This window comes from Paenibacillus gansuensis, assembly GCF_042684925.1.
Taxonomy (GTDB): domain Bacteria; phylum Bacillota; class Bacilli; order Paenibacillales; family DY6; genus Paenibacillus_N; species Paenibacillus_N gansuensis.
In genome coordinates this window covers 406,082-424,358 of record NZ_JBHUME010000002.1, presented here as the reverse complement: position 1 = coordinate 424,358, position 18,277 = coordinate 406,082, and the positions used below count along the sequence as shown (strand labels likewise).

18 protein-coding genes, 5 tRNA genes and 1 pseudogene are annotated in these 18,277 nt (G+C 48.7%); 20 read left to right on the top strand and 4 right to left on the bottom strand.

Annotated features, from left to right (window positions below; genetic code table 11):
* Positions 1-76: 76 nt before the first annotated feature.
* Together ACFSUF_RS02140 and ACFSUF_RS02135 are read left to right on the top strand one after the other, a co-directional pair.
* Positions 77-517: a GtrA family protein gene (locus tag ACFSUF_RS02140; RefSeq protein WP_377599630.1), complete on the top strand. Its 441-nt coding sequence runs from the start codon at positions 77-79 to the stop codon at positions 515-517.
* 57 nt (positions 518-574) lie between these two features.
* Positions 575-2,767, top strand: coding sequence for a Tex family protein (locus tag ACFSUF_RS02135; RefSeq protein WP_377599628.1), 2,193 nt, complete (start codon positions 575-577; stop codon positions 2,765-2,767).
* Between the two features lie 55 nt (positions 2,768-2,822).
* On the opposite strand, the gene cmpA is transcribed toward ACFSUF_RS02135, so the two are convergent.
* Together cmpA and ACFSUF_RS02125 are read right to left on the bottom strand one after the other, a co-directional pair.
* Positions 2,823-3,002: a cortex morphogenetic protein CmpA gene (gene cmpA, locus ACFSUF_RS02130; protein WP_377599626.1), complete on the bottom strand. Its 180-nt coding sequence runs from the start codon at positions 3,000-3,002 to the stop codon at positions 2,823-2,825.
* Positions 3,003-3,123: 121 nt separating this feature from the next.
* On the bottom strand, positions 3,124-3,483 hold the full coding sequence (locus ACFSUF_RS02125; protein ID WP_377599624.1) for a hydrolase/acyltransferase: 360 nt from the start codon (positions 3,481-3,483) through the stop codon (positions 3,124-3,126).
* A 130-nt stretch (positions 3,484-3,613) separates the two neighbouring features.
* On the opposite strand from ACFSUF_RS02125, the gene ACFSUF_RS02120 reads away from it, so the two are divergent.
* The 7 genes and pseudogenes from ACFSUF_RS02120 to ACFSUF_RS02090 form a co-directional block, all read left to right on the top strand.
* On the top strand, positions 3,614-4,081 hold the full coding sequence (locus tag ACFSUF_RS02120) for a SprT family protein (RefSeq protein ID WP_377599623.1): 468 nt from the start codon (positions 3,614-3,616) through the stop codon (positions 4,079-4,081).
* 289 nt (positions 4,082-4,370) lie between these two features.
* A tRNA-Asn gene (locus ACFSUF_RS02115) sits at positions 4,371-4,446 on the top strand.
* Positions 4,447-4,455: 9 nt separating this feature from the next.
* A tRNA-Ser gene (locus tag ACFSUF_RS02110) sits at positions 4,456-4,543 on the top strand.
* Positions 4,544-4,687: 144 nt separating this feature from the next.
* Positions 4,688-4,762, top strand: a tRNA-Glu gene (locus ACFSUF_RS02105).
* A gap of 57 nt (positions 4,763-4,819) precedes the next feature.
* Positions 4,820-4,895 (top strand) — tRNA-Lys (locus ACFSUF_RS02100).
* Positions 4,896-4,943: 48 nt separating this feature from the next.
* Positions 4,944-5,025, top strand: a tRNA-Leu gene (locus ACFSUF_RS02095).
* 188 nt (positions 5,026-5,213) lie between these two features.
* A pseudogene (locus ACFSUF_RS02090) lies at positions 5,214-5,392 on the top strand (transposase); the annotation flags it as partial.
* Between the two features lie 360 nt (positions 5,393-5,752).
* Here the strand turns inward: ACFSUF_RS02090 and ACFSUF_RS02085 are convergent.
* Entirely contained in the window at positions 5,753-6,514 is a 762-nt protein-coding gene (locus ACFSUF_RS02085; RefSeq protein WP_377599621.1) for an SDR family oxidoreductase, read from the bottom strand.
* 862 nt (positions 6,515-7,376) lie between these two features.
* Here ACFSUF_RS02085 and ACFSUF_RS02080 point away from each other — a divergent pair.
* The 6 genes from ACFSUF_RS02080 to ACFSUF_RS02055 all read left to right on the top strand — a co-directional run bounded on the left by ACFSUF_RS02080 (position 7,377) and on the right by ACFSUF_RS02055 (position 11,188).
* Complete coding sequence (locus tag ACFSUF_RS02080; RefSeq protein WP_377600221.1) at positions 7,377-7,625, top strand: glutamine amidotransferase-related protein; 249 nt, start codon at positions 7,377-7,379, stop codon at positions 7,623-7,625.
* Between the two features lie 427 nt (positions 7,626-8,052).
* Positions 8,053-8,697 (top strand): sigma-70 family RNA polymerase sigma factor, encoded by a 645-nt coding sequence (locus tag ACFSUF_RS02075; protein ID WP_377599619.1) that lies wholly within the window; start codon positions 8,053-8,055, stop codon positions 8,695-8,697.
* A gap of 324 nt (positions 8,698-9,021) precedes the next feature.
* Positions 9,022-9,216 carry a CDGSH iron-sulfur domain-containing protein gene (locus ACFSUF_RS02070; protein ID WP_377599617.1) on the top strand — a complete coding sequence of 65 codons (195 nt, stop codon included), beginning with the start codon at positions 9,022-9,024 and terminating at the stop codon, positions 9,214-9,216.
* A 54-nt stretch (positions 9,217-9,270) separates the two neighbouring features.
* Positions 9,271-10,221, top strand: coding sequence for a ring-cleaving dioxygenase (locus ACFSUF_RS02065; protein WP_377600219.1), 951 nt, complete (start codon positions 9,271-9,273; stop codon positions 10,219-10,221).
* A 75-nt stretch (positions 10,222-10,296) separates the two neighbouring features.
* On the top strand, positions 10,297-10,905 hold the full coding sequence (locus ACFSUF_RS02060; protein ID WP_377599615.1) for a flavin reductase family protein: 609 nt from the start codon (positions 10,297-10,299) through the stop codon (positions 10,903-10,905).
* A gap of 97 nt (positions 10,906-11,002) precedes the next feature.
* Entirely contained in the window at positions 11,003-11,188 is a 186-nt protein-coding gene (locus tag ACFSUF_RS02055) for a hypothetical protein (RefSeq protein WP_377599613.1), read from the top strand.
* A 150-nt stretch (positions 11,189-11,338) separates the two neighbouring features.
* Here the strand turns inward: ACFSUF_RS02055 and ACFSUF_RS02050 are convergent, their stop codons facing one another.
* Positions 11,339-11,932: a hydrolase gene (locus ACFSUF_RS02050; protein WP_377600217.1), complete on the bottom strand. Its 594-nt coding sequence runs from the start codon at positions 11,930-11,932 to the stop codon at positions 11,339-11,341.
* 1,175 nt (positions 11,933-13,107) lie between these two features.
* Between ACFSUF_RS02050 and ACFSUF_RS02045 the strand changes: the two genes are divergently transcribed.
* The 5 genes from ACFSUF_RS02045 to ACFSUF_RS02025 are packed head-to-tail and all read left to right on the top strand — an operon-like array spanning position 13,108 to position 18,083.
* Positions 13,108-14,268: a serine hydrolase domain-containing protein gene (locus ACFSUF_RS02045; RefSeq protein ID WP_377599610.1), complete on the top strand. Its 1,161-nt coding sequence runs from the start codon at positions 13,108-13,110 to the stop codon at positions 14,266-14,268.
* A 20-nt stretch (positions 14,269-14,288) separates the two neighbouring features.
* The gene (locus tag ACFSUF_RS02040; protein ID WP_377599608.1) at positions 14,289-15,482 is read left to right on the top strand and encodes a serine hydrolase domain-containing protein; all 1,194 of its coding nucleotides are present in this window, start codon (positions 14,289-14,291) and stop codon (positions 15,480-15,482) included.
* Between the two features lie 39 nt (positions 15,483-15,521).
* Positions 15,522-16,310: an ABC transporter permease gene (locus ACFSUF_RS02035; RefSeq protein WP_377599606.1), complete on the top strand. Its 789-nt coding sequence runs from the start codon at positions 15,522-15,524 to the stop codon at positions 16,308-16,310.
* Positions 16,307-17,089 (top strand): ABC transporter permease, encoded by a 783-nt coding sequence (locus tag ACFSUF_RS02030; protein WP_377599604.1) that lies wholly within the window; start codon positions 16,307-16,309, stop codon positions 17,087-17,089. The genes ACFSUF_RS02035 and ACFSUF_RS02030 overlap by 4 nt, the downstream gene beginning before the upstream one ends.
* Position 17,090: 1 nt before the next feature.
* The gene (locus tag ACFSUF_RS02025; RefSeq protein WP_377599602.1) at positions 17,091-18,083 is read left to right on the top strand and encodes an ABC transporter ATP-binding protein; all 993 of its coding nucleotides are present in this window, start codon (positions 17,091-17,093) and stop codon (positions 18,081-18,083) included.
* Positions 18,084-18,277: the final 194 nt, after the last annotated feature.

Below are 18,277 nucleotides of genomic sequence, written 5' to 3'. Positions count from 1 at the left end.
CGAGGCTTCTCGTTTTTTTGATTTTTAGAGTATGGTAGAATATAGATTGCTGTTCTTGTAAAAATGGGGGAGTCGGATGATCAAAAAACTGGCGGGGCATTCGTTTACCAGGTTTCTCATGGTCGGGGTGCTGAACACGATGGTGGGGCTTGGCGCAACGTATCTGTTTTTGAACGGAATCGGGACGGGCTACTGGGTTTCCACGTTTCTGGGGAATGGTGCGGGGGCTGTGGTGAGCTATATTTTGAACCGGAGATTTACGTTTCAGTCCACGGCTCATGTCGGGCGCAGCTTCGGGAAATTCATCCTGGTTATTCTCGTGTGCTACTTCGTGTCGTACGGAGTCAGCTTAAAATTGGCCGAGGTTGTGCTGAAGGGGCTGGGGCTGAAGGAAACGCTTGGCAAAGAGCTGGCGGTATTGATCGGCACAGGCATTTACACAGTAATCAATTATGCCGGGCATCGGTTCTTCACGTTTCGCGCCCCTGCGGCGGGGACGCGCAGCGGCGTTCAATAAATAGGCTTAGGCAGGTTTTCGTGAATACATAAATTTTGGAGAAAAGGGATGATTCATATGTCGGAACAACAATCCATCGTAACGGAAGATCCCGCGCTGGTGAGAGAGCGCATTATCAAGCAGATGACCGGGGAGCTCCAGCTGTCGCTGAAGCAGGTGCGCACGACGGTGGACCTGTTGGATGAGGGGAACACGATTCCTTTTATCGCGAGGTACCGGAAGGAAATGACGGGGGAGCTGGATGAGAACCAGCTGCGCTCCATTGAAGAGCGGATGCAGTATTTGCGGAACCTGGAGGATCGCAAGCAGGAAGTGCTTCGCCTGATCGAAGAGCAGGGGAAGCTGACGGACGAGCTGCGCGGCCAGATCGTGCAGGCGGTGAAGCTGCAGGAGGTCGAGGACTTGTACCGGCCGTACCGGCAGAAACGGAAGACGCGCGCGAGCATTGCGAAGGAGCGCGGATTGGAACCGCTCGCGGATTGGCTGCTGTCGCAGCCGCGGAGCGGGTCTGTTGAGGCCGAGGCCGCGAAGTTCGTGGACGAGGCCCGCGGGGTGGAGAGCGCTGAAGCTGCGCTGCAGGGCGCGATGGATATTATCGCGGAGAGCGCTGCCGATGACGCGAAGGTGCGGGCTTGGGTCCGCCGGTATACGACGGACCACGGGATTGTGGTGACGGAGGCGAAGGACAGCTCGGCGGAGTCGGTGTATGAGATGTACTACGCTTACCAGGAGCCGGTGAAGCGGCTGCCGCCGCACCGGACGCTGGCGATCAACCGCGGAGAGCGCGAAGATGTGTTGAAGGTAAGCTTGACGGTGCCCGTGGAGCGGATCCATGAATTTATGGCGCGTCAGTTGATTCGCGGGGAATCCGTGACGAAGTCCTATCTGCTTGCTGTCGTAGAGGATGCTTATAAGCGCCTGATTGCGCCATCCATTGAGCGTGAAGTACGCAATGAGCTGACGGAAAAGGCAGAGGAGCATGCGATTCAGATTTTTGCGGAGAATCTGCGGAATTTGCTGCTTCAGGCGCCGATTAAGGGCAAAGTCGTACTGGGCGTGGACCCGGCTTACCGGACCGGCTGTAAGCTAGCGGTCGTCGACGATACGGGCAAAATGCTCGAGATCGCCGTCACTTACCCTACGCCGCCTAACAATAAGGTGGCGGAGGCCGAGAAAAAGTTCCTGGAGCTGATCGATAAATACGATATCGAGCTGATTGTTATCGGGAACGGCACCGCTTCCCGGGAAACGGAGCAGTTCGTTGCCGATGTGATCCGCAAGGTGAAGGGCCGTGAGCTGAAATATTTGATCGTCAGCGAGGCGGGCGCAAGCGTGTACTCCGCTTCAAAGATCGCGCAGGACGAGTTCCCGACGCTGGATGTAGCGGAGCGGAGCGCGATTTCCATCGCGCGCAGGCTGCAGGACCCGCTGGCCGAGCTGGTGAAGATCGATCCGAAGGCAATCGGGGTTGGGCAGTACCAGCACGACGTGGTGCAGAAGCGCCTGGAGGAGAGCCTGAAGGCGGTCGTAGAGTCTGCCGTTAACCATGTAGGCGTAGACCTGAACACGGCGTCTCCTTCGCTGCTGTCGTATGTGTCGGGCATTAATGCAACGCTGGCTAAGAACATCGTGAAGTTCCGCGAGGAGAACGGCAAGTTCATCAGCCGCCAGCAGCTGTCGAAGGTACCGCGGCTGGGGCCGAAAGCTTTCGAGCAATGCGTCGGCTTCATGCGCATTGCCGAAGGCACGAACCCGCTCGACAACACGCCGATTCATCCGGAATCGTACAAAACCGTCGACGCGTTGTTCAAGGAACTGCGCTTGGAGCTGGCGGCGCTAGGCTCCAAGGAGCTCAAGGACAAGCTTCAGGCGTTGGAGCCTGAAGCGGTGGCCGCGCAACTGGGCGTCGGGGTGCCGACGCTGCGCGACATCATGGACAGCCTTCAGCGCCCGGGCAGAGACCCGCGCGAAGAGCTGCCGCTGCCGATTTTTCACACGGATGTGCTCAAAATCGAAGACCTCGTGCCCGGCATGGAGCTGCAGGGCACGGTGCGCAACGTCATCGATTTCGGAGCCTTCATCGATATCGGCGTAAAGAACGACGGGCTGGTACATATCTCCCAGCTGGCGGACAAATTCGTTAAGCACCCGATGGACGTCGTCTCTGTCGGAGATACGGTAACCGTCTGGGTGCTGGGCGTGGACCTCAAGAAAGGCCGTGTCAGCCTTACCATGAAAAAGCCGCAGTAGTTGAAAAAGGGCTGTCCTGAAAGGTATAATTTACCTGTTGGACAGCCCTTTCATGTTAGGTCTGCTGAGGGGCGTTATGCCCTCCGGTCAGCTTGAATTCGTTGTCGTCGCCCGAATTGTGCGCGTCGACGGACTTAGTGCGGTAGAAGTACCAGCAGTCGGTCAGAAGTTTGATCTGGCGCCGGTCTTTTTTCAAAAAGGCTCTCATCAGTTGATTGCAAAGCCATTGCGGCATGGGTATCTCCCCTTCCCGGCAGTTCTAAGGTGACGTAGGTGAAACGGTTTACTTTAGAATATGGGAATAGGCAGCAGCCCGTGCAGGTCCGACCTAATTATTGGCAGAAGTTGCTGACGAGTTACCGGAAGGAATCTTCCAGCTCCTCGTACCATTGCTCAAGCTGCGCTTGCAGTGCCCGAATCTCCGTAAGCAGGGAGATCAGCGGGTAAGACTGTTCATTTATCGAAGCAAAAGTCCGCTCTAACTCATTGATATAATCCAATCCGCTGATTGTTGAATATTGAGGATCTACGAAATCCAGCTCTTCGCATTCGGCTACGGCGTATGGCAGCATAGGTACGTTAGATGCGGTAAGTTTGTCTATTTCCTTATGTAGTCTGCGGTTTAAAGCGCTGAGTTGGTAGGCATAGTCGGCGGGCATTTCCACAAAATGAAGCTGGTCCTGCATCCGCAAAATTACGTAACGCATTTTCGACATGTATTGACCTCCCCTCGGTTCCATCATACGTTCTTACTTGACAGTGTATCGTATAATTTAGTAAAAATTCAAGTAGGTGTGTATAAGGAAGTTGTCCTATTTTGGCGAAATGCAGAAGGGGGGTCGGACTATGGATAATGCGCAGCTGCAAGCTTGGGTAGAGCGGGTTTCTCTGGAATCATTCCGGCGTCCGTTCCTGCATAAAGCGACGTTTAATTCCAGGCTTCGATCTACGGGCGGCCGGTACTTTTTGCGTTCGCATAACATTGAAATCAGCCCTAAGCAGCTCGAAATGTTCGGATCAGAAGAAGTAGAAAAAATCATCAAGCATGAACTCTGCCATTATCATTTACATCTGATGCGCAAAGGATACCAGCACAGGGATGCGGATTTCAAGCAGCTGCTTGCCCAGGTGGGCGGAAGCCGGTTTTGCCAAGCTATGCCGGGTACCAAACGAAAGGAACCGTACCGGTATAAGCTGGTTTGCAGCGGCTGCGGCACTGAATTCATGCGTAAACGCAAAGTCGACGTCAAAAAGTATGGCTGCGGCCGCTGCCGAGGAAAGCTGGTACAGAGCTTGGTAGAGTCGCAGGGGTGAGCAAAGGTTCGGGTCAGTCTTCCGGGGGCAACGTGTGTGTTGAGTAAATATGTCGGGAAATGGCCTGGTTAGTGATATGACATATCACTAGCGGCCAAAATGTTAAAGTTAGTGATATCACATAGTACTAACAGGGGGGAATTAGCTGTTTTGAAGTAAATGTGGCCGGTATTATAAGGTTACAGCAAAGCTGCTCATGGAATAAATTCCGACGCGGGCGGGAAAAGTAACCCCAAGTGCTGATGCTGCTTGACTTGGCACCGCATTCATGATAATTTAATTACAATATTCCCTGATAGCTCAGTTGGTAGAGCACTCGACTGTTAATCGAGTTGTCACAGGTTCGAGTCCTGTTCGGGGAGCCATTTCTTTTTGGAGAGATACCCAAGTGGCTCAAGGGGACCCTCTGCTAAGGGGTTAGACTGCGTAAGTGGTGCGAGGGTTCGAATCCCTCTCTCTCCGTAGATGAATCAAGATCCGCATTCGGCGGATTTTTTTATTTGATTGGTTCTTACTTGTCTGAAATTCCCTGCAAATAAAGCTTGTCATTACGCTCTGTATACGCTATAATCATTTTTGTCGCCAAAAACGACAAGCATGAATCATGGCCCGTTGGTCAAGGGGTTAAGACACCTCCCTTTCACGGAGGTAACAGGGGTTCGAATCCCCTACGGGTCACCATTTTCTCACTGTTGGAATCGAATGCGGCTTCTGGGCTGACAACAAGATTCACATCATGAGCCATTAGCTCAGTTGGTAGAGCACCTGACTTTTAATCAGGGTGTCGTAGGTTCGAGTCCTACATGGCTCACCACTTTATCCTCAATAGAGTGGCAGATAGTATTATGCATCACTTATATGCGCGGTCGTGGTGGAACGGCAGACACGCTATCTTGAGGGGGTAGTGCCCAATGGGCGTGAGGGTTCAAATCCCTCCGACCGCATACGAAGGAAGTCCTTGCTGAGCAGGGGCTTTTTTTGTGTTCTAAAAACAATAAATTATTGTCGAAAACTGCTTGGGGACAGATTGGGGACGAAGTTTTTTTAGACCATAAGCTTATTGGTTATCTAAACATGAGGCTTTAAATCGGATTAAATTTATACTTGCCGTAAAGGGGATCAGTGCGATCTGATCTCACTAGCTGGTATTCTTGGTGAGGCTGGAGATTTGAGCGATTTGCACACGGAAATGCACTGCTCCGGCACGCTGGTCTTAACCTGGCAGAAGCAAGCTCATGCAAATGGACGGGACAGATGAAGATTAGTAAACATGGACGTTCTCGTCTCCGACATTTCGTTTTCATGATGACCAAAAATGGCCACCGTTCCTGGCGCAGCCGGGAACGCCCTTCACCCGGTCTTTGCCGGCGCACCCGGCCATCGGAACGCAGAGGAGAAAAGAGGAGCAATGGAACGTATCAGGTCTTGGCAGGCCCATGGCCGGCGTAGAGCTGGTCGTTCGCTTGCTCCTCCCGACTGAACGAGCTGAGGGATCCAAAGGAAGAAGAGAAAAAAATGTTAAGAGAAAATAAAGTATAGTCTGAAAACCCTTGATATATAGGAAACAATGATCCCATATAATGTCGCTAAACAAATGAAAAAAAAAAGAAGACCCGCAAACTACCGGGTCTACTCCTCTTTTTCATAAAGTATTCTTGACCATGCAGATTATTATACCTGACTCGTGGAGCGGTTTAACCAATCCTCGAAACGGGTCGGGGCGATGCGTGCATTGCCGCGAGGGACGAGAGAATGATCTTTATCGTCTATCTCAACACCATAGTACCGTGCTTTGTCGTCTGTAACCACCTGTCTAGTGTCTTTTTTTGCGGTCAGGAATCGACGAACGAGTTCGTCGAGACCTAGACGTTCTGGACCAGCCAGATCAACGATACCATTCACGGGTGTCTCAAGAGTGAAATCAACTAATGCTGCAGCAACATCATCCGATACGATCGGTTGTATAGGGGCAGACGGCATACGAACGATTTGGCCTTCTGTGGAGAATTGTGCAATGGCTTCAACGAACTCGAAGAACTGTGTCGCTCGAACGATTGTATAGGGAACTTTGGAAGCTTTAATCAGTTCTTCTTGTGCCATCTTCGCTCGGAAATAACCACTTTCAAGAAGGCCATCCGTACCAACAACCGACAACGCAACGTGATGTTTCACGCCAGCGGCAATTTCAGCTTCGAGGAGATTTTGAGTAGATGTTTTAAAGAACTCTAGAACTGCATTGTCCTCCCATGAAGGAGCGTTCGTAACATCTACGACAACTTGAGCGCCACTAATCGCTTCAGCCAATCCCTCTCCCGTAACGGAGTTGACACCTAAGGAAGGTGATGCCGCCACAACCTCATGGCCTAGCTTACGAAGGTTGTTTACTAGTTTATTTCCAATAAGTCCACTACCGCCAATAACTACAATTTTCATATAAATCCTCCTATTTTATACCCGTTATTTACAGGCTATTGTTATTTTCTTTTACACTATTAAGACAATTGGCAGTTTCAATGTGTGACATTCAAAAAAGCAGCCCCAATTTGATTAGGGACTGCTGCAGCTTTATTCAGTAAATCGTTCGAACCAGAGATCCGGAAAGAAATCTATAGAATTTACAATTTGTGGCTTATAAATAATAGAGAAGTTCTATACAAAGAACCCAATCCAATGTCGGGGAGTGGTTTCTTGTTTATATGTTGTACATTACGGTGAACCGTCTATGGTCGTTGCGACCAGGCGGACAGGCACAAGGACCTCCGGTGTATGGCTCACGGAAAATCCGCTGCTACTTATCGAGCACTAAGCACGAAAACCACTCCGACCGGTTGCGGGTGCATTGAGGTCTTATGTAAGAGAATAAGACGTGATTTAAGACGGAGTACAAGCTGAATAAAGACGTTACGACAGCCTGCCTCTTCGACCGGCTGTTTTTTTGGACCAAAAGCAGTTATCTACAACCGAATGAGATTGATCAAGCAGTTCTGATACCCAACAAAACGGAGAGATGATAGTAATAAACTCTTGATTATTGACGAACGTTTCACTATAGTTATGTGTTTGGATGACCAAAATGGAGAGGTAGTGGAAGTGTGATCAATGTTGGGTTGATTGGTGATTTCGATTAGACAGTGGTAGCACACGTCGCTATACCCCGTGCAATCCAGTTGGTGGCAGAGGATATCGCGGGGTCAATTATGAATGGGTTTCAACGCCTTCTTTGGATCACGATTTCGAACAAAAACTCTCCAGATTTCAAGCCCTGTGGGTAGTTCCTGCGAGCCCTTACCGTAGTATGAAGGGGGCAATGAATGGTATTCGGTATGCTCGGGAGCATCAGATTCCTTTTTTTGGTACATGCGGGGGCTTTCAACATATGATTATTGAGTTTGCCAGGAATGTCATGGGGGACTTACTGAAACCGATCGTGCGGAGGAAAACCCACGGTGTATATTATATTTTAGAGAGGTTTCATGTTAATCATCTGGCTGCATTTTTAATTCAACAGATATTGAAACACTGGAAAAACGACTATCGAGACTGAATGCACATTGTGTACTGTTGACTTTATCTCAACATGACTTATGCAAGACAAATACTCACGTTGAACTAAACTAAAGGCCACCGCTGCGAACATTGGCGGTGATGAGAATAGCTTCCATTAAAGGATGAAATTGCCGTCGATTGGTTAAACTTGCTAATCACATTTTAGAAGGAAGCATGCTAATATTGGCGGTGGAGCCAAGTCGCTTGGACAGAATGGATACGATGTTGCTTTATTGACCCATCCATTCTTAATACAGGCGGCGCCGGTATCGAGCTTGCCGCGGCTCGGTTGTTCTCTGCTAACGAAGCAACATGCACATCATCGGGGCGCCAAGCGGAACTGTCGAAACTTGGGGAAAGGCAGCCAGTTAGTTGGCTGTCTTTTTGGAATTATTCACTATACAAATTACAGAAGAGGGGCTATTATGCAAATTCAAACAATAAACCACACACAATTAGAGAACATCGAAGATTTGTATAAGACCTACAAGCCCCATTTATTTTCAATTGCATACCGTATGCTTGGTTCCAGTTCCGATGCCGAGGATATGGTTCAAGATTTATTCATAAGCATTTATGCATATCAAAATGAGAATATTAATAATATCAAATCATACTTAAGCAAAATGATGATCAATCGGTGTCTGAATGAATTAAAAAGTGCAAGAAAAAAAAGAATACGTTATGTAGGAAATTGGCTTCCGGAAGCATCTGTACCATTAATCGTAGAATGTCCGTTGGTAAGCTTAGAGCGTCATGACACGACTTCTTATGCTTTTCTTATACTTTTGGATAATCTTACGCCGTTGGAACGAGCTGTCTTTATCTTAAGAGAAGTCTTTATGTATAAATATAGTGAGATTGGCAAATTGTTCAACAAATCGGAAGTTAATTGCCGTAAAATATTCAGTCGTGTCAAGAAAAAAGTGAATCAGCTCGCCGAAAAAAACGAACTCTTAACGCCCCATCCAACTGAAGAAAAGGAACTGATGATCCGGTTCATCTCTGCCGTTACGAATGGAAACATTCAATCACTTGTGGACTTCGCTCGGGCTCGATTCCGGTTTTAAAAATAAATAAACAGCCGTGCTACGCGATAGCACGGCTTTTATGTTTTCTTGCCATGTTGAGGGGTTTCTTATCAAACTCGCAGTAATTCTGACAGAAATTGAGATGGCCTGCTGAATGCTGGTAAGTATGGAAGATCAAGATTGGAGGTATGCGGTGAACAGCTATGTCACAGATTGATAATGCCAATTGCCTTAATAGTGTTTAAGCAAAACAACTAACAATGAGGGTAAATGACACTAAAGATGATGAACCGTGAATCTTAGTAATTGTCCGGTTTGCTTAGTGAAAAATAGTAAATTCGAGATAGAAGGGGGTTGGGAAATATGTCCGATGTAGTGATTAAAGTAAACGATAATGGTCCGTTGCGTATAACAGGTAAAGTTGAACTGGTAGATGCAGAAGGGAATGGCTTCGAGACAAAAGAAACTTTCATTCTTTGTCGTTGTGGATTATCAGGCCAAAAGCCTTTCTGTGATTTGACGCACAAAGGTAAGTTTGAAAGTGCACCTCGTGCTTAAGGATGTAAGTACTTGAAATCATTAAACTGGGCTAAATAAACGGAGGTCATTAACATCACTCAAAAAACAGCTGGAATTCACCACATAACATCGTTTGTTCGCAATCCGCAGGCGAATGTCGACTTTTACTCAGGAGTGTTGGGTCTCCGACTCGTGAAAAAGACCATCAACTTTGATGCTCCGGACGTTTATCATCTTTATTTCGGAAATGAAGTTGGCAGTCCCGGAACAGCCATGACTTTCTTTCCGTCCGAAGGCGCCCGACGCGGCAGAATCGGAGGCGGACAAGTCGGATTTACAACTTTCGTAGTTCCTGTAGGGGCACTGGCGTTTTGGGAAGAACGCCTTTCCAAATTAAACATTGAATTTAATCGGACACAACGTTTCAACGAGACTTTTTTGCAATTCACGGATAAGGACGGCTTGCAGCTTGAGATCGTGGAAAGAGAAGGCGGCGCTCCCAGCAAATGGTCTTTTGGAGGCGTCCCAGCGGATAAAGCGATCAAAGGTTTCGGCGGTGCGATTCTTTACAGCATTGCCCCGGATCAAACACAAAAAACGCTGCAAAACGTCATGGGTTTGGAAAAAGTCGGTGAAGAGGGCGGACTGGTTCGTTATCGCTCCTATGGTGATATCGGGAACGTCATCGACATCAATGCGCAGCCGATGGACTGGGGAGCTGGAGGAGCAGGTACCGTCCATCATATCGCATGGCGTGCACAGAACAACACTGATCACGTGAAGTGGCGCGAACATGTCGTGAACAATGGTTTTCAGGCGACTGGAATCATTGACCGCCAGTACTTTAATGCGATTTATTTCCGTGAGCAAGGCGGCATCCTGTTTGAAATCGCAACGGATGATCCGGGATTCGTGACGGATGAACCTTTCGAAACCCTTGGGGAAAAACTTCAGCTTCCGGTTTGGTATGAGCCCAAACGTGACCTCATCGAAGAGAACCTCATGCCGATCGAAGTAAGGGTGTTGGAGGAAGATAAATCATGAAGCATGTTTATCAACCGAAGTTAAAGCCGCCGCAGTTTGGTACAAAGAAACATTTCAATAAGAAAGGGTGTTCGGATGATTTCGATTGATCCTTCCAGCTTAAGCGAGCGAGACAATTATAAATTCTTGATCGGTAGCGTTATTCCCCGGCCGATTGCCTGGGTAACAACGCAAACAGAATCAGGTATCGTGAACGCCGCCCCTTTCAGTTATTTTAATATCGTGACAGCGAATCCTCCCATGTTGTCCATTTCGGTACAGCGCAAGAATGGAAAGAAAAAGGATACGGCCAGAAATGCAAAGCGGGCGGGAGAATTTGTCGTCCATATCGCGGACGAAATGAATGTGGAATTTATGAACCAAACGGCCGTATCTTTAGGACCGGAGGAAAGTGAAATCGATTTTTCCGGTCTCCATCTTATGCCTAGCGAGATTGTGTCGATCCCCGCTATTGCGGAGGCCAGAATACGGATGGAATGTTTGCTTGAATCCTCGGTTACCCTGGGTGGAACCAAGGAAGAGCCCGCTTGCGACTTGCTCATCGGCAAGGTCGTAAGATTTCATATTGAAGATGAATTGTACAGCCAGGGACGCATAGATGCCCAAAAACTGCAACCGGTCAGCCGATTGGCAGGCATGAATTACGCGAAGCTTGGGGAAATATTCAGCCTGGAACGCCCTTGAAGAAAAAAGATCGATTCCTTTAAGGAATCGGTCTTTTTCTGTTTAGGGTGACGTTTGATTTTATTCTGGTGTTGTCAGGTGAGAGACAGAGACAAGCATGAAAATTAAAATGAGTGATTTGCCGGGGTTAGGCAAACGAATCTCTATGACGATGGCTAACGACAGCCGCTTCGTTCTGATCGTTCACCACACGGGTGTGAGAGAGCTTTATTATTTCGACGAAGATGAGGATGAAGAATGTATTCATCATATGCTGGCTCATTCGGATAACTATGACTCTTAAGGCCGCCTGAAGAATTTGTTGTTTCTGCTGTGGAAACTAAATAGTCGAAAAAAAGACGACTGTTATTCCTTATTACGGGAAATCGGTCGTCTTTTCTCTTACTTTTAATCTCTTTTTTGTTCACGGAAAAATGGCGTCACAGGATCTTATTTAGTTGCCTTCGGATCCTCCGAACATTTCTTCTGCATAGTGGGCGCCAAGACCATACGTACCGCCATGCTGTTTCGCGATATCCAGAACTTCTTTGTAGTTCTCTTGGTTCGCCCAGTCACGTTGCATTTCGAGCATATATTGCATCCAGGTCATCGGCTTCGCGCCCGCTTGGATCATGCGTTCTACAGCCATGTTGTGGGCTTCTTCGCTCACGCCTCCGGAAGCATCCGAGATGAAGTATACTTCAAAGCCTTGATCCAGTGCGGACAGGACAGGGTCAACCAAGCAAACTTCTGTCCAGAGTCCGGCCATCACGATTTTCGATTTGCCAAAGCTGTTTACTTTATCGGTGACGCGCTTGTCTTCCCAAGGGTTCATGGTCGTACGGTCGATCGGCTTTTGGTCCGGGAAAACCGCTTGAACTTCCGGGAAGATAGAACCGCTGAACGATTTGGCAGATACGGTGGTCAAAATCGTCGGCACGTCAAACACTTTTGCGGATTTCGCTAGAGCTTCCGTATTGTTGCGTACCAGTTCAACGGAATGGGATTTAACGGCGAAACCCATTTGAGGCTGGTGATCAATCAACATGAGGGAGTGGTCATTCGGTGTCAGTAGTTGAGAAGCCGCAACAGGTTTTGCGATCGGAGTTTTTTGACCTCCGGCTTCAGCAGCTGAAGTCGTTTTTAACGTATTGGAGAATGCAGCGACACCTGAGATCAGAGTCAAAGCAAGTGCTCCTGCTGCTAATTTTTTGATAATCGATGCTTGCATGAGAGTAGCTCCTTCTGTAGACTGATTTGGATTTCGTAAGCGCGCACTTACATAGATTAAAGGCAATCAAGCATCTGAATTTGTGACAAGGTTAATTGCAAGACCATATCAGAAGGGCAGGATGAGAAGAAGTTTGAGCAAAAGTTCGGGCAAGTCCATTCAAACAATAAACCACCTACAATTGGAGAACATCGAAGATTTGTATAGGACCTACAAGCCCCATTTATTTTCAATTGCATACCGTATGCTTGGTTCTTGTGGACATCGCTCGGGCTCGATTCCGATTGTAAAAATAAATAAACTCTGACAGCAATTGAGATGGCCTGTTGAATGCTAGTAAGATTGAAGATCAAGATAGAAGGTGTGTGATAAACAGCTATGTCACAGATTGATAATGCCAATTGCCTTAGTAGTGTTGCTTGGAACCCCAACGCTGTTTTAAATGTACAGAATTTACTTAGAAATCTTTCAGATGAAGTTGCAGTTCTACAGTTTTGGTTGCTTGCCGGTCAGAAACCTAAGGAAAGAATGGTTTATATTATAAAAAGTACAAACTTCAAATTAGGGACAAAATTCTTCATAAGTACTATGATTTTCCTTTTTGATCATGTTTATTTCGAAGCTAATACTGTCAGTTTAAGTCTAAAAGGGAGAATAACTTGTTATTCATACCTCCTCAACTATCTTGAGGGGGTAGTGCCCAATGGGCGTGAGGGTTCAAATCCCTCCGACCGCATACGAAGGAAGTCCTTGCTGAGCAGGGGCTTTTTTTGTTTGAAAAAATAATCAGCAACATTCTGCAGAAATGCTTGGTCGGACCTGTTTGGGGACGGAAAAGCTGCCTCGCCTTCTCTTATTTAGTGTCATTGACAAGGTGGCAGGATTAAAGGGGATCTTCCTTTTTTATTATAGTAATACTTTCATAAATCTACTGATTTACAAATTATGTGTTGTGAGCTACGATATTGAAAAGATGAGGAAGGAGTTGTTATATGATCCAAACATTTACTATTCATCAAGGCTATACGGATGCGTTGCCCGCGGATGTGGATATGGATGCGGAACGCTTGAATCTCCTAGATCGGTTTTATGGGGACATGATAGCCCAAGAGAAGCTGCAGGCAGCAAGTTATCTGGTGGCCCGAAGGGGAAAGATCGTGATACATCGTTCCCAAGGAAAACTAACGCCTGACAAGGACGGCAAAGATTTAATGCCCGATTCCGTACGTAAATTATACTCCATCACCAAGATTATTACCGCCGTCGCTATCGTCCAGCTGCTAGAGGAGGGCAAGCTTCACATTCAACAGCCGGTTTCCTCCATCATCCCCGAGTTCGACACTTCCACTCATCGTTCCATCACCATTTGGCATCTGCTTACACATACCTCGGGCTTAAAGCCCGACTCTGGCGTACTTTTTGAACCTTATGAACGGCCGCACTTTGAATGGTGGGCTAGGGAGAAGGAGAAGCATTTCGGCAGTTCGGATAAGGCAGACCGGATCAAGATGATTTTAAGCGGGCCGCTTTTCTGCAAACCCGGGGAACAATGGTTATATAATACAGCCGGTTATGCCATTCTGGGCGAGATCATTTCCCGCGTTGCCGACATGCCTTACGAGGAGTATATCCATAAGAAAATTACCGGGCCCCTCGGCATGGAACGATCCTTCTTTAGAGTGCCGGCATCGCTTCAGGACGAGACCTGCTACACGATGGACTGGGAGCGCGGGCAGATTTACGAACCGATAGAACGTGAACATTCACTTCCTCAAGCAGGCAGCGGGCTTTATTCGACGCTGAACGACCTGTACCGGTTTGGGCAGGCTATCCTACATGGCGGCACGTTGAACGGAACTGAAATTTTAGGCCGGCGGTCGGTGCAGATGATGCTGGCCAATCAGTTGCATCTAGTGGAAAACCGGTGCTGGGGCGGGGATAACAAGGATATGAAAATGGGCTTGGGCTGGTCTATGAGCCGCGACGATATTTGTACGCCGGGCACGGCTTCGCATGAAGGCTATGGCGCCAGCGGGTTGTTTATTGACCGGGAGGAGGAGCTGCTTTTTGCTTATTTCATTCCTTTTGTAAATGATTGGATTCACGATGCCGTTACGAACCCCCGCAACATGGTCTGGTCGTCTTTACTTTAAGAAGGGTAGGGTGAAATTCTATGCAGCAAGCAACGGATCAACTCCAGCAGCATTGCAGTCCGGAGGAGGCCGGGTACAGCCGAACCGCTCTGGACCGGCTGGATCATCATCTAAAGGACCTGGTTAGTTCAGGTAAACTGCAGAGCGCTTCCTATATGCTGTCCCGGGAAGGAAAGGTGTTTGCTTCCAACTCTCTGGGAAATCTGCGGTATACGGAGAATTCCCCCGCATTCCGAACGGAATCCATCCGCCGGATCGCTTCGATAACGAAGTGGTTCACGCTGGCTTCGATTATCATGCTGATGGAAGAAGGCAAGTTGAATCTCCACCAGCAGGTGAAAGTATATATTCCTGAATTCGATAAGCCCCTCTATGAAAAAATTGATATTTATCATCTATTAACTCATACATCCGGCATTGTTGCCGACGGCGGTTACTTCTTGGAAGCGTATCCAACGGGCTGGGGAGACATTCAGTTCATGTACGGCGACCATGATTTTAACGGGCCTGCACCCGACCGGACGCCTGAAGAAGCTGTTGCGTTCCGCAAATCCCAGTGGATTAAGGCCATCCTTGCCGCCAACCCGATCTGCGAACCGGGGAAATCCTGGAGGTACAGCTCTGCGGGATTTATAATCCTTGGCGAAATCATCAGCAGAGTTAGCGGGATGCCTTACGAACAGTTTGTAATGGAGCGGCTAGTCAAACCTTTAGGGTTGAATGCCACCTTCTTCGACGTGCCTGCTTCTTTGCAGAACGAGGTATGTGTGGTCAATGAGTGGGAAGCAAGGCGTCTCGGCCAGGCGGAGGACCGCACGGGATTGCCTCCGAGATCCGGCGGGGGGCTGTACTCAACGCTAGCGGATCTGACGGTGTTCGGAAACATGATGCTGAACGGCACGTCCCGCGGGCAAAGATTCATCAGCCGCAAGTCGATGGAGACGATCGTCCGGGATCAGTTTCCGCAAGGCATACCTGCCTATCACTGGGGAGCCGAACTCAAGAATTATCATTACGGCCTAAGCTGTATTCTTGGGTTACTGCCGGACTTGCACTGGCCATCCGGGTTCTCGCATGAGGGCGCGGGCCGAAGCGTGCTGGCGGTAGATCCGGCAGAGAAGTTTGTAGCTGCTGTGTTTGTCCCGACCGCGGAAGAATGGATACCGGAATCCATCTTGAATGTGAAGAACATCATTTGGTCAGGGCTGCGGTAAATGACATTTTGGCAGAGTACATTGAGGGCATGGAATGTAATGAGGGCCGTGGCATTCGTTACGTTTAAAGAGTGGGCAGCCTATCGCTCACACATGATTGCGACGCTGTTTGTAGGCCCGGTTTTTTTTCTGGTGCAGATGTCGGTATGGAATGCCGCTTTCTCCACGAAGGAGAAAATAGGCGGCATGGGCCTGCAGGAGATGATCATTTATTTTGCGATTACGATGATCATGAACTATATCGTTTTTGACTTTGCGGATTGGAATTTTCAAATGCTCATTCGCACGGGGAAGTTTCTCACGTTCCTCCTGAGGCCGGTATCTCACCGGTATTTCGCCCTATCCCAGAAGGTCGGGCACCGCTCACTCGGTTTTCTTCTGGAGTTTATCCCGGTCTATGCGGTGCTGTGGCTTGGATTTGGAATCCGTCTGGTACCGGATGACCTGGTTTGGACGGCGGTTTCCGTGCTGCTCGGATTTATCATGGTGTTCCTGATCAATTATTGCGTAGGTATGACTGCTTTCTGGCTTACCAATACCGGCGGTGTAAGGGGCGTGTTCCTCATCCTTAGGGATTTGTGCGCGGGCGTATTCGTGCCTCTTTCCTTTTTCCCGCACGAAATCCAAAACGTATTGTTTTATCTGCCGTTTCAGTTCATGTCTTATGTCCCCGTCAGAGTGTTTCTCGGTCATTATGAGCTGGCGGGACATACATATTCTGTTCCGTATATCGTAGGGCTGCAGGCGTTGGCCGTTGTGCTGATGTGGGGAATATCGGAATTGATGTGGCACCTTGGCATACGGCGGTTCACGGGGGTGGGGGCATGACGGAATCGTCGCGGGCGTTTCTGGCGGCTATGAAAGTTATTGTTTCCAGCAGGCTTGCCTACCGGGGGGATTTATACATCAGCATATTCGTGATGCTGCTTGGGGAAGCGATTCTCCCGTTCATCACCCTTCTAATCTATCGGTCGGGGGCATCTTTTCCGGGGTGGACGCTGGAGGAAGTGATGCTCTTGCAGGGGGTCTTTATGCTGTCCAAAGGGATCGCCTATCCTTTCTTCTACGGCATGGTTTACAACACATTGGACCGTGTCAGGGAAGGAACGTTTGAAGTGCTGCTGCTTAAGCCGAGGTCGGCCATGTTTATGACGATGGTAACGGGGTTTTCGCTGGACGGGATCGGGAGATTGTTAGGAGGCTTGTTCCTGTTCGGGTTCAGCCTTTCGGTTCTGCCCGCGCCTGAGCCGCTGCAGTGGGCGGGTTTTCTTCTCTTCATGGCGCTGTCCGCTTGCGTGCTGTTCGGATCGGCCTTAGTCATGTCAGGCATCTTATTTCACTGGGTTGGCAGCAGCCGAGTATATGATATACATGATGCCGTAACCACCTACGGGCGATATCCGCGAACCATATACTCGAAACCGCTGCAGTTTCTATTATCTTCATTGCTGCCGGTAGCCATGATTTCCTACTTTCCCTCATCGCTGCTGCTCGGGAAGGCTGACAGCGCTATGATGGGAGCGGCGGTCTCGAGCGCGGTTTTTTTGGCGGCGGCTATCGGATTCTGGCATTACATGCTGAGCAAGTATACCAGCGCGGGAGGATAATATGATTGAAGTTCGAGGCTTGCGAAAAAGTTATAAGACGTACGAACGGGGCCATACCCTAGCTGATGCATTCAAGAGCCTCTTTTATCGGAAGCCGATCGAGGTAGAAGCTGTCAAGGACATTAGCTTTCAAGTCGGCCAAGGCGAAATCATCGGTTTTCTGGGTCCGAACGGGGCGGGAAAATCGACAACGCTAAAAATATTGACGGGTGTCCTTCATCCAACCTCCGGCGAGGTTAACATTATGGGATATGTTCCATGGAAACAGCGTAAGCCCTATGTTGCCAACATCGGCGCCGTGTTCGGTCAGAAATCCCAGCTGCTGTGGGATATTCCGCCGCTGGATGCTTTTTATATGAATAAGGCGATCTATGGATTATCAGAGGCTTCCTTTCGAAGCACGCTGGACGATCTGGTGCAGCTCCTTGAAGTAGAGAATGTGTACCGTAAGCCCACCCGTCAGCTGTCCCTCGGAGAGAGGATGAAATGCGAATTTATCATGGCAATGCTCCACCGCCCGCAGATTGTGTTTTTGGATGAGCCCACGATCGGGCTGGACGTTGTAGCCAAGGAAAATATACGTACGTTCGTACGGAAGATGAATGAGGAGGGTGTCACGTTCGTCTTGACTACGCATGATTTGGACGATGTGGAGCAGCTTGCTCAACGTGTGCTGGTCATTAATCATGGGGAATTGATATTTGACGACCATTTGGCTGCGCTCAAAGGCGTTCTGGGGAACCACAAGCGTGTGCGTCTTGTTACGGAGACCCCGCTGCCGGATGAGATCGGACCGGATGCCTTTGTGATTGAACGGATTTCACCTTATGAGATCAAGCTGGAAGTGGATTCCTCCGGGCAATCGTTGAACCGGTTTATCCGCAGCTGCAGCGAACGGTTTTCCATTGTCGATATATCTATTGAGGAAGTTCCGATTGAAAGCGCGATGAAACAGTTGTACGGCACTCCTGCGAACCGGTTGGTGAGTGTATAGCTTGGACGAGTATTTTATGCAAACCGGTCCGATCAGGACAACGTCCCTGAGGACATTCGGCTCCGTAGCGGTTAATATTCCCCCTCCCGGGCTGATAATAATAGCCATAAGAACAGGTTGTTTGTTGCCTGCGTCTTATGGCTTTTATTGGTTACGGTGCTGGAGATCTTGTTGTTCTTATGAATCTTATATTG

Bases quoted from the DNA above. Each gene is read 5' to 3' on its own strand.
- ACFSUF_RS02060 (WP_377599615.1), top strand. From the start codon at position 10,297: ATGATTTCGATTGATCCTTCCAGCTTAAGCGAGCGAGACAATTATAAA.
- ACFSUF_RS02050 (WP_377600217.1), bottom strand. From the start codon at position 11,932: ATGTTGATTGATCACCAGCCTCAAATGGGTTTCGCCGTTAAATCCCAT.
- ACFSUF_RS02085 (WP_377599621.1), bottom strand. From the start codon at position 6,514: ATGAAAATTGTAGTTATTGGCGGTAGTGGACTTATTGGAAATAAACTA.
- ACFSUF_RS02075 (WP_377599619.1), top strand. From the start codon at position 8,053: ATGCAAATTCAAACAATAAACCACACACAATTAGAGAACATCGAAGAT.
- ACFSUF_RS02045 (WP_377599610.1), top strand. From the start codon at position 13,108: ATGATCCAAACATTTACTATTCATCAAGGCTATACGGATGCGTTGCCC.
- ACFSUF_RS02030 (WP_377599604.1), top strand. From the start codon at position 16,307: ATGACGGAATCGTCGCGGGCGTTTCTGGCGGCTATGAAAGTTATTGTT.
- ACFSUF_RS02135 (WP_377599628.1), top strand. From the start codon at position 575: ATGTCGGAACAACAATCCATCGTAACGGAAGATCCCGCGCTGGTGAGA.
- ACFSUF_RS02035 (WP_377599606.1), top strand. From the start codon at position 15,522: ATGAGGGCCGTGGCATTCGTTACGTTTAAAGAGTGGGCAGCCTATCGC.
- ACFSUF_RS02025 (WP_377599602.1), top strand. From the start codon at position 17,091: ATGATTGAAGTTCGAGGCTTGCGAAAAAGTTATAAGACGTACGAACGG.
- ACFSUF_RS02055 (WP_377599613.1), top strand. From the start codon at position 11,003: ATGAAAATTAAAATGAGTGATTTGCCGGGGTTAGGCAAACGAATCTCT.
- ACFSUF_RS02080 (WP_377600221.1), top strand. From the start codon at position 7,377: ATGAAGGGGGCAATGAATGGTATTCGGTATGCTCGGGAGCATCAGATT.
- ACFSUF_RS02140 (WP_377599630.1), top strand. From the start codon at position 77: ATGATCAAAAAACTGGCGGGGCATTCGTTTACCAGGTTTCTCATGGTC.
- ACFSUF_RS02040 (WP_377599608.1), top strand. From the start codon at position 14,289: ATGCAGCAAGCAACGGATCAACTCCAGCAGCATTGCAGTCCGGAGGAG.
- ACFSUF_RS02125 (WP_377599624.1), bottom strand. From the start codon at position 3,483: ATGTCGAAAATGCGTTACGTAATTTTGCGGATGCAGGACCAGCTTCAT.
- ACFSUF_RS02120 (WP_377599623.1), top strand. From the start codon at position 3,614: ATGGATAATGCGCAGCTGCAAGCTTGGGTAGAGCGGGTTTCTCTGGAA.
- ACFSUF_RS02070 (WP_377599617.1), top strand. From the start codon at position 9,022: ATGTCCGATGTAGTGATTAAAGTAAACGATAATGGTCCGTTGCGTATA.
- cmpA (WP_377599626.1), bottom strand. From the start codon at position 3,002: ATGCCGCAATGGCTTTGCAATCAACTGATGAGAGCCTTTTTGAAAAAA.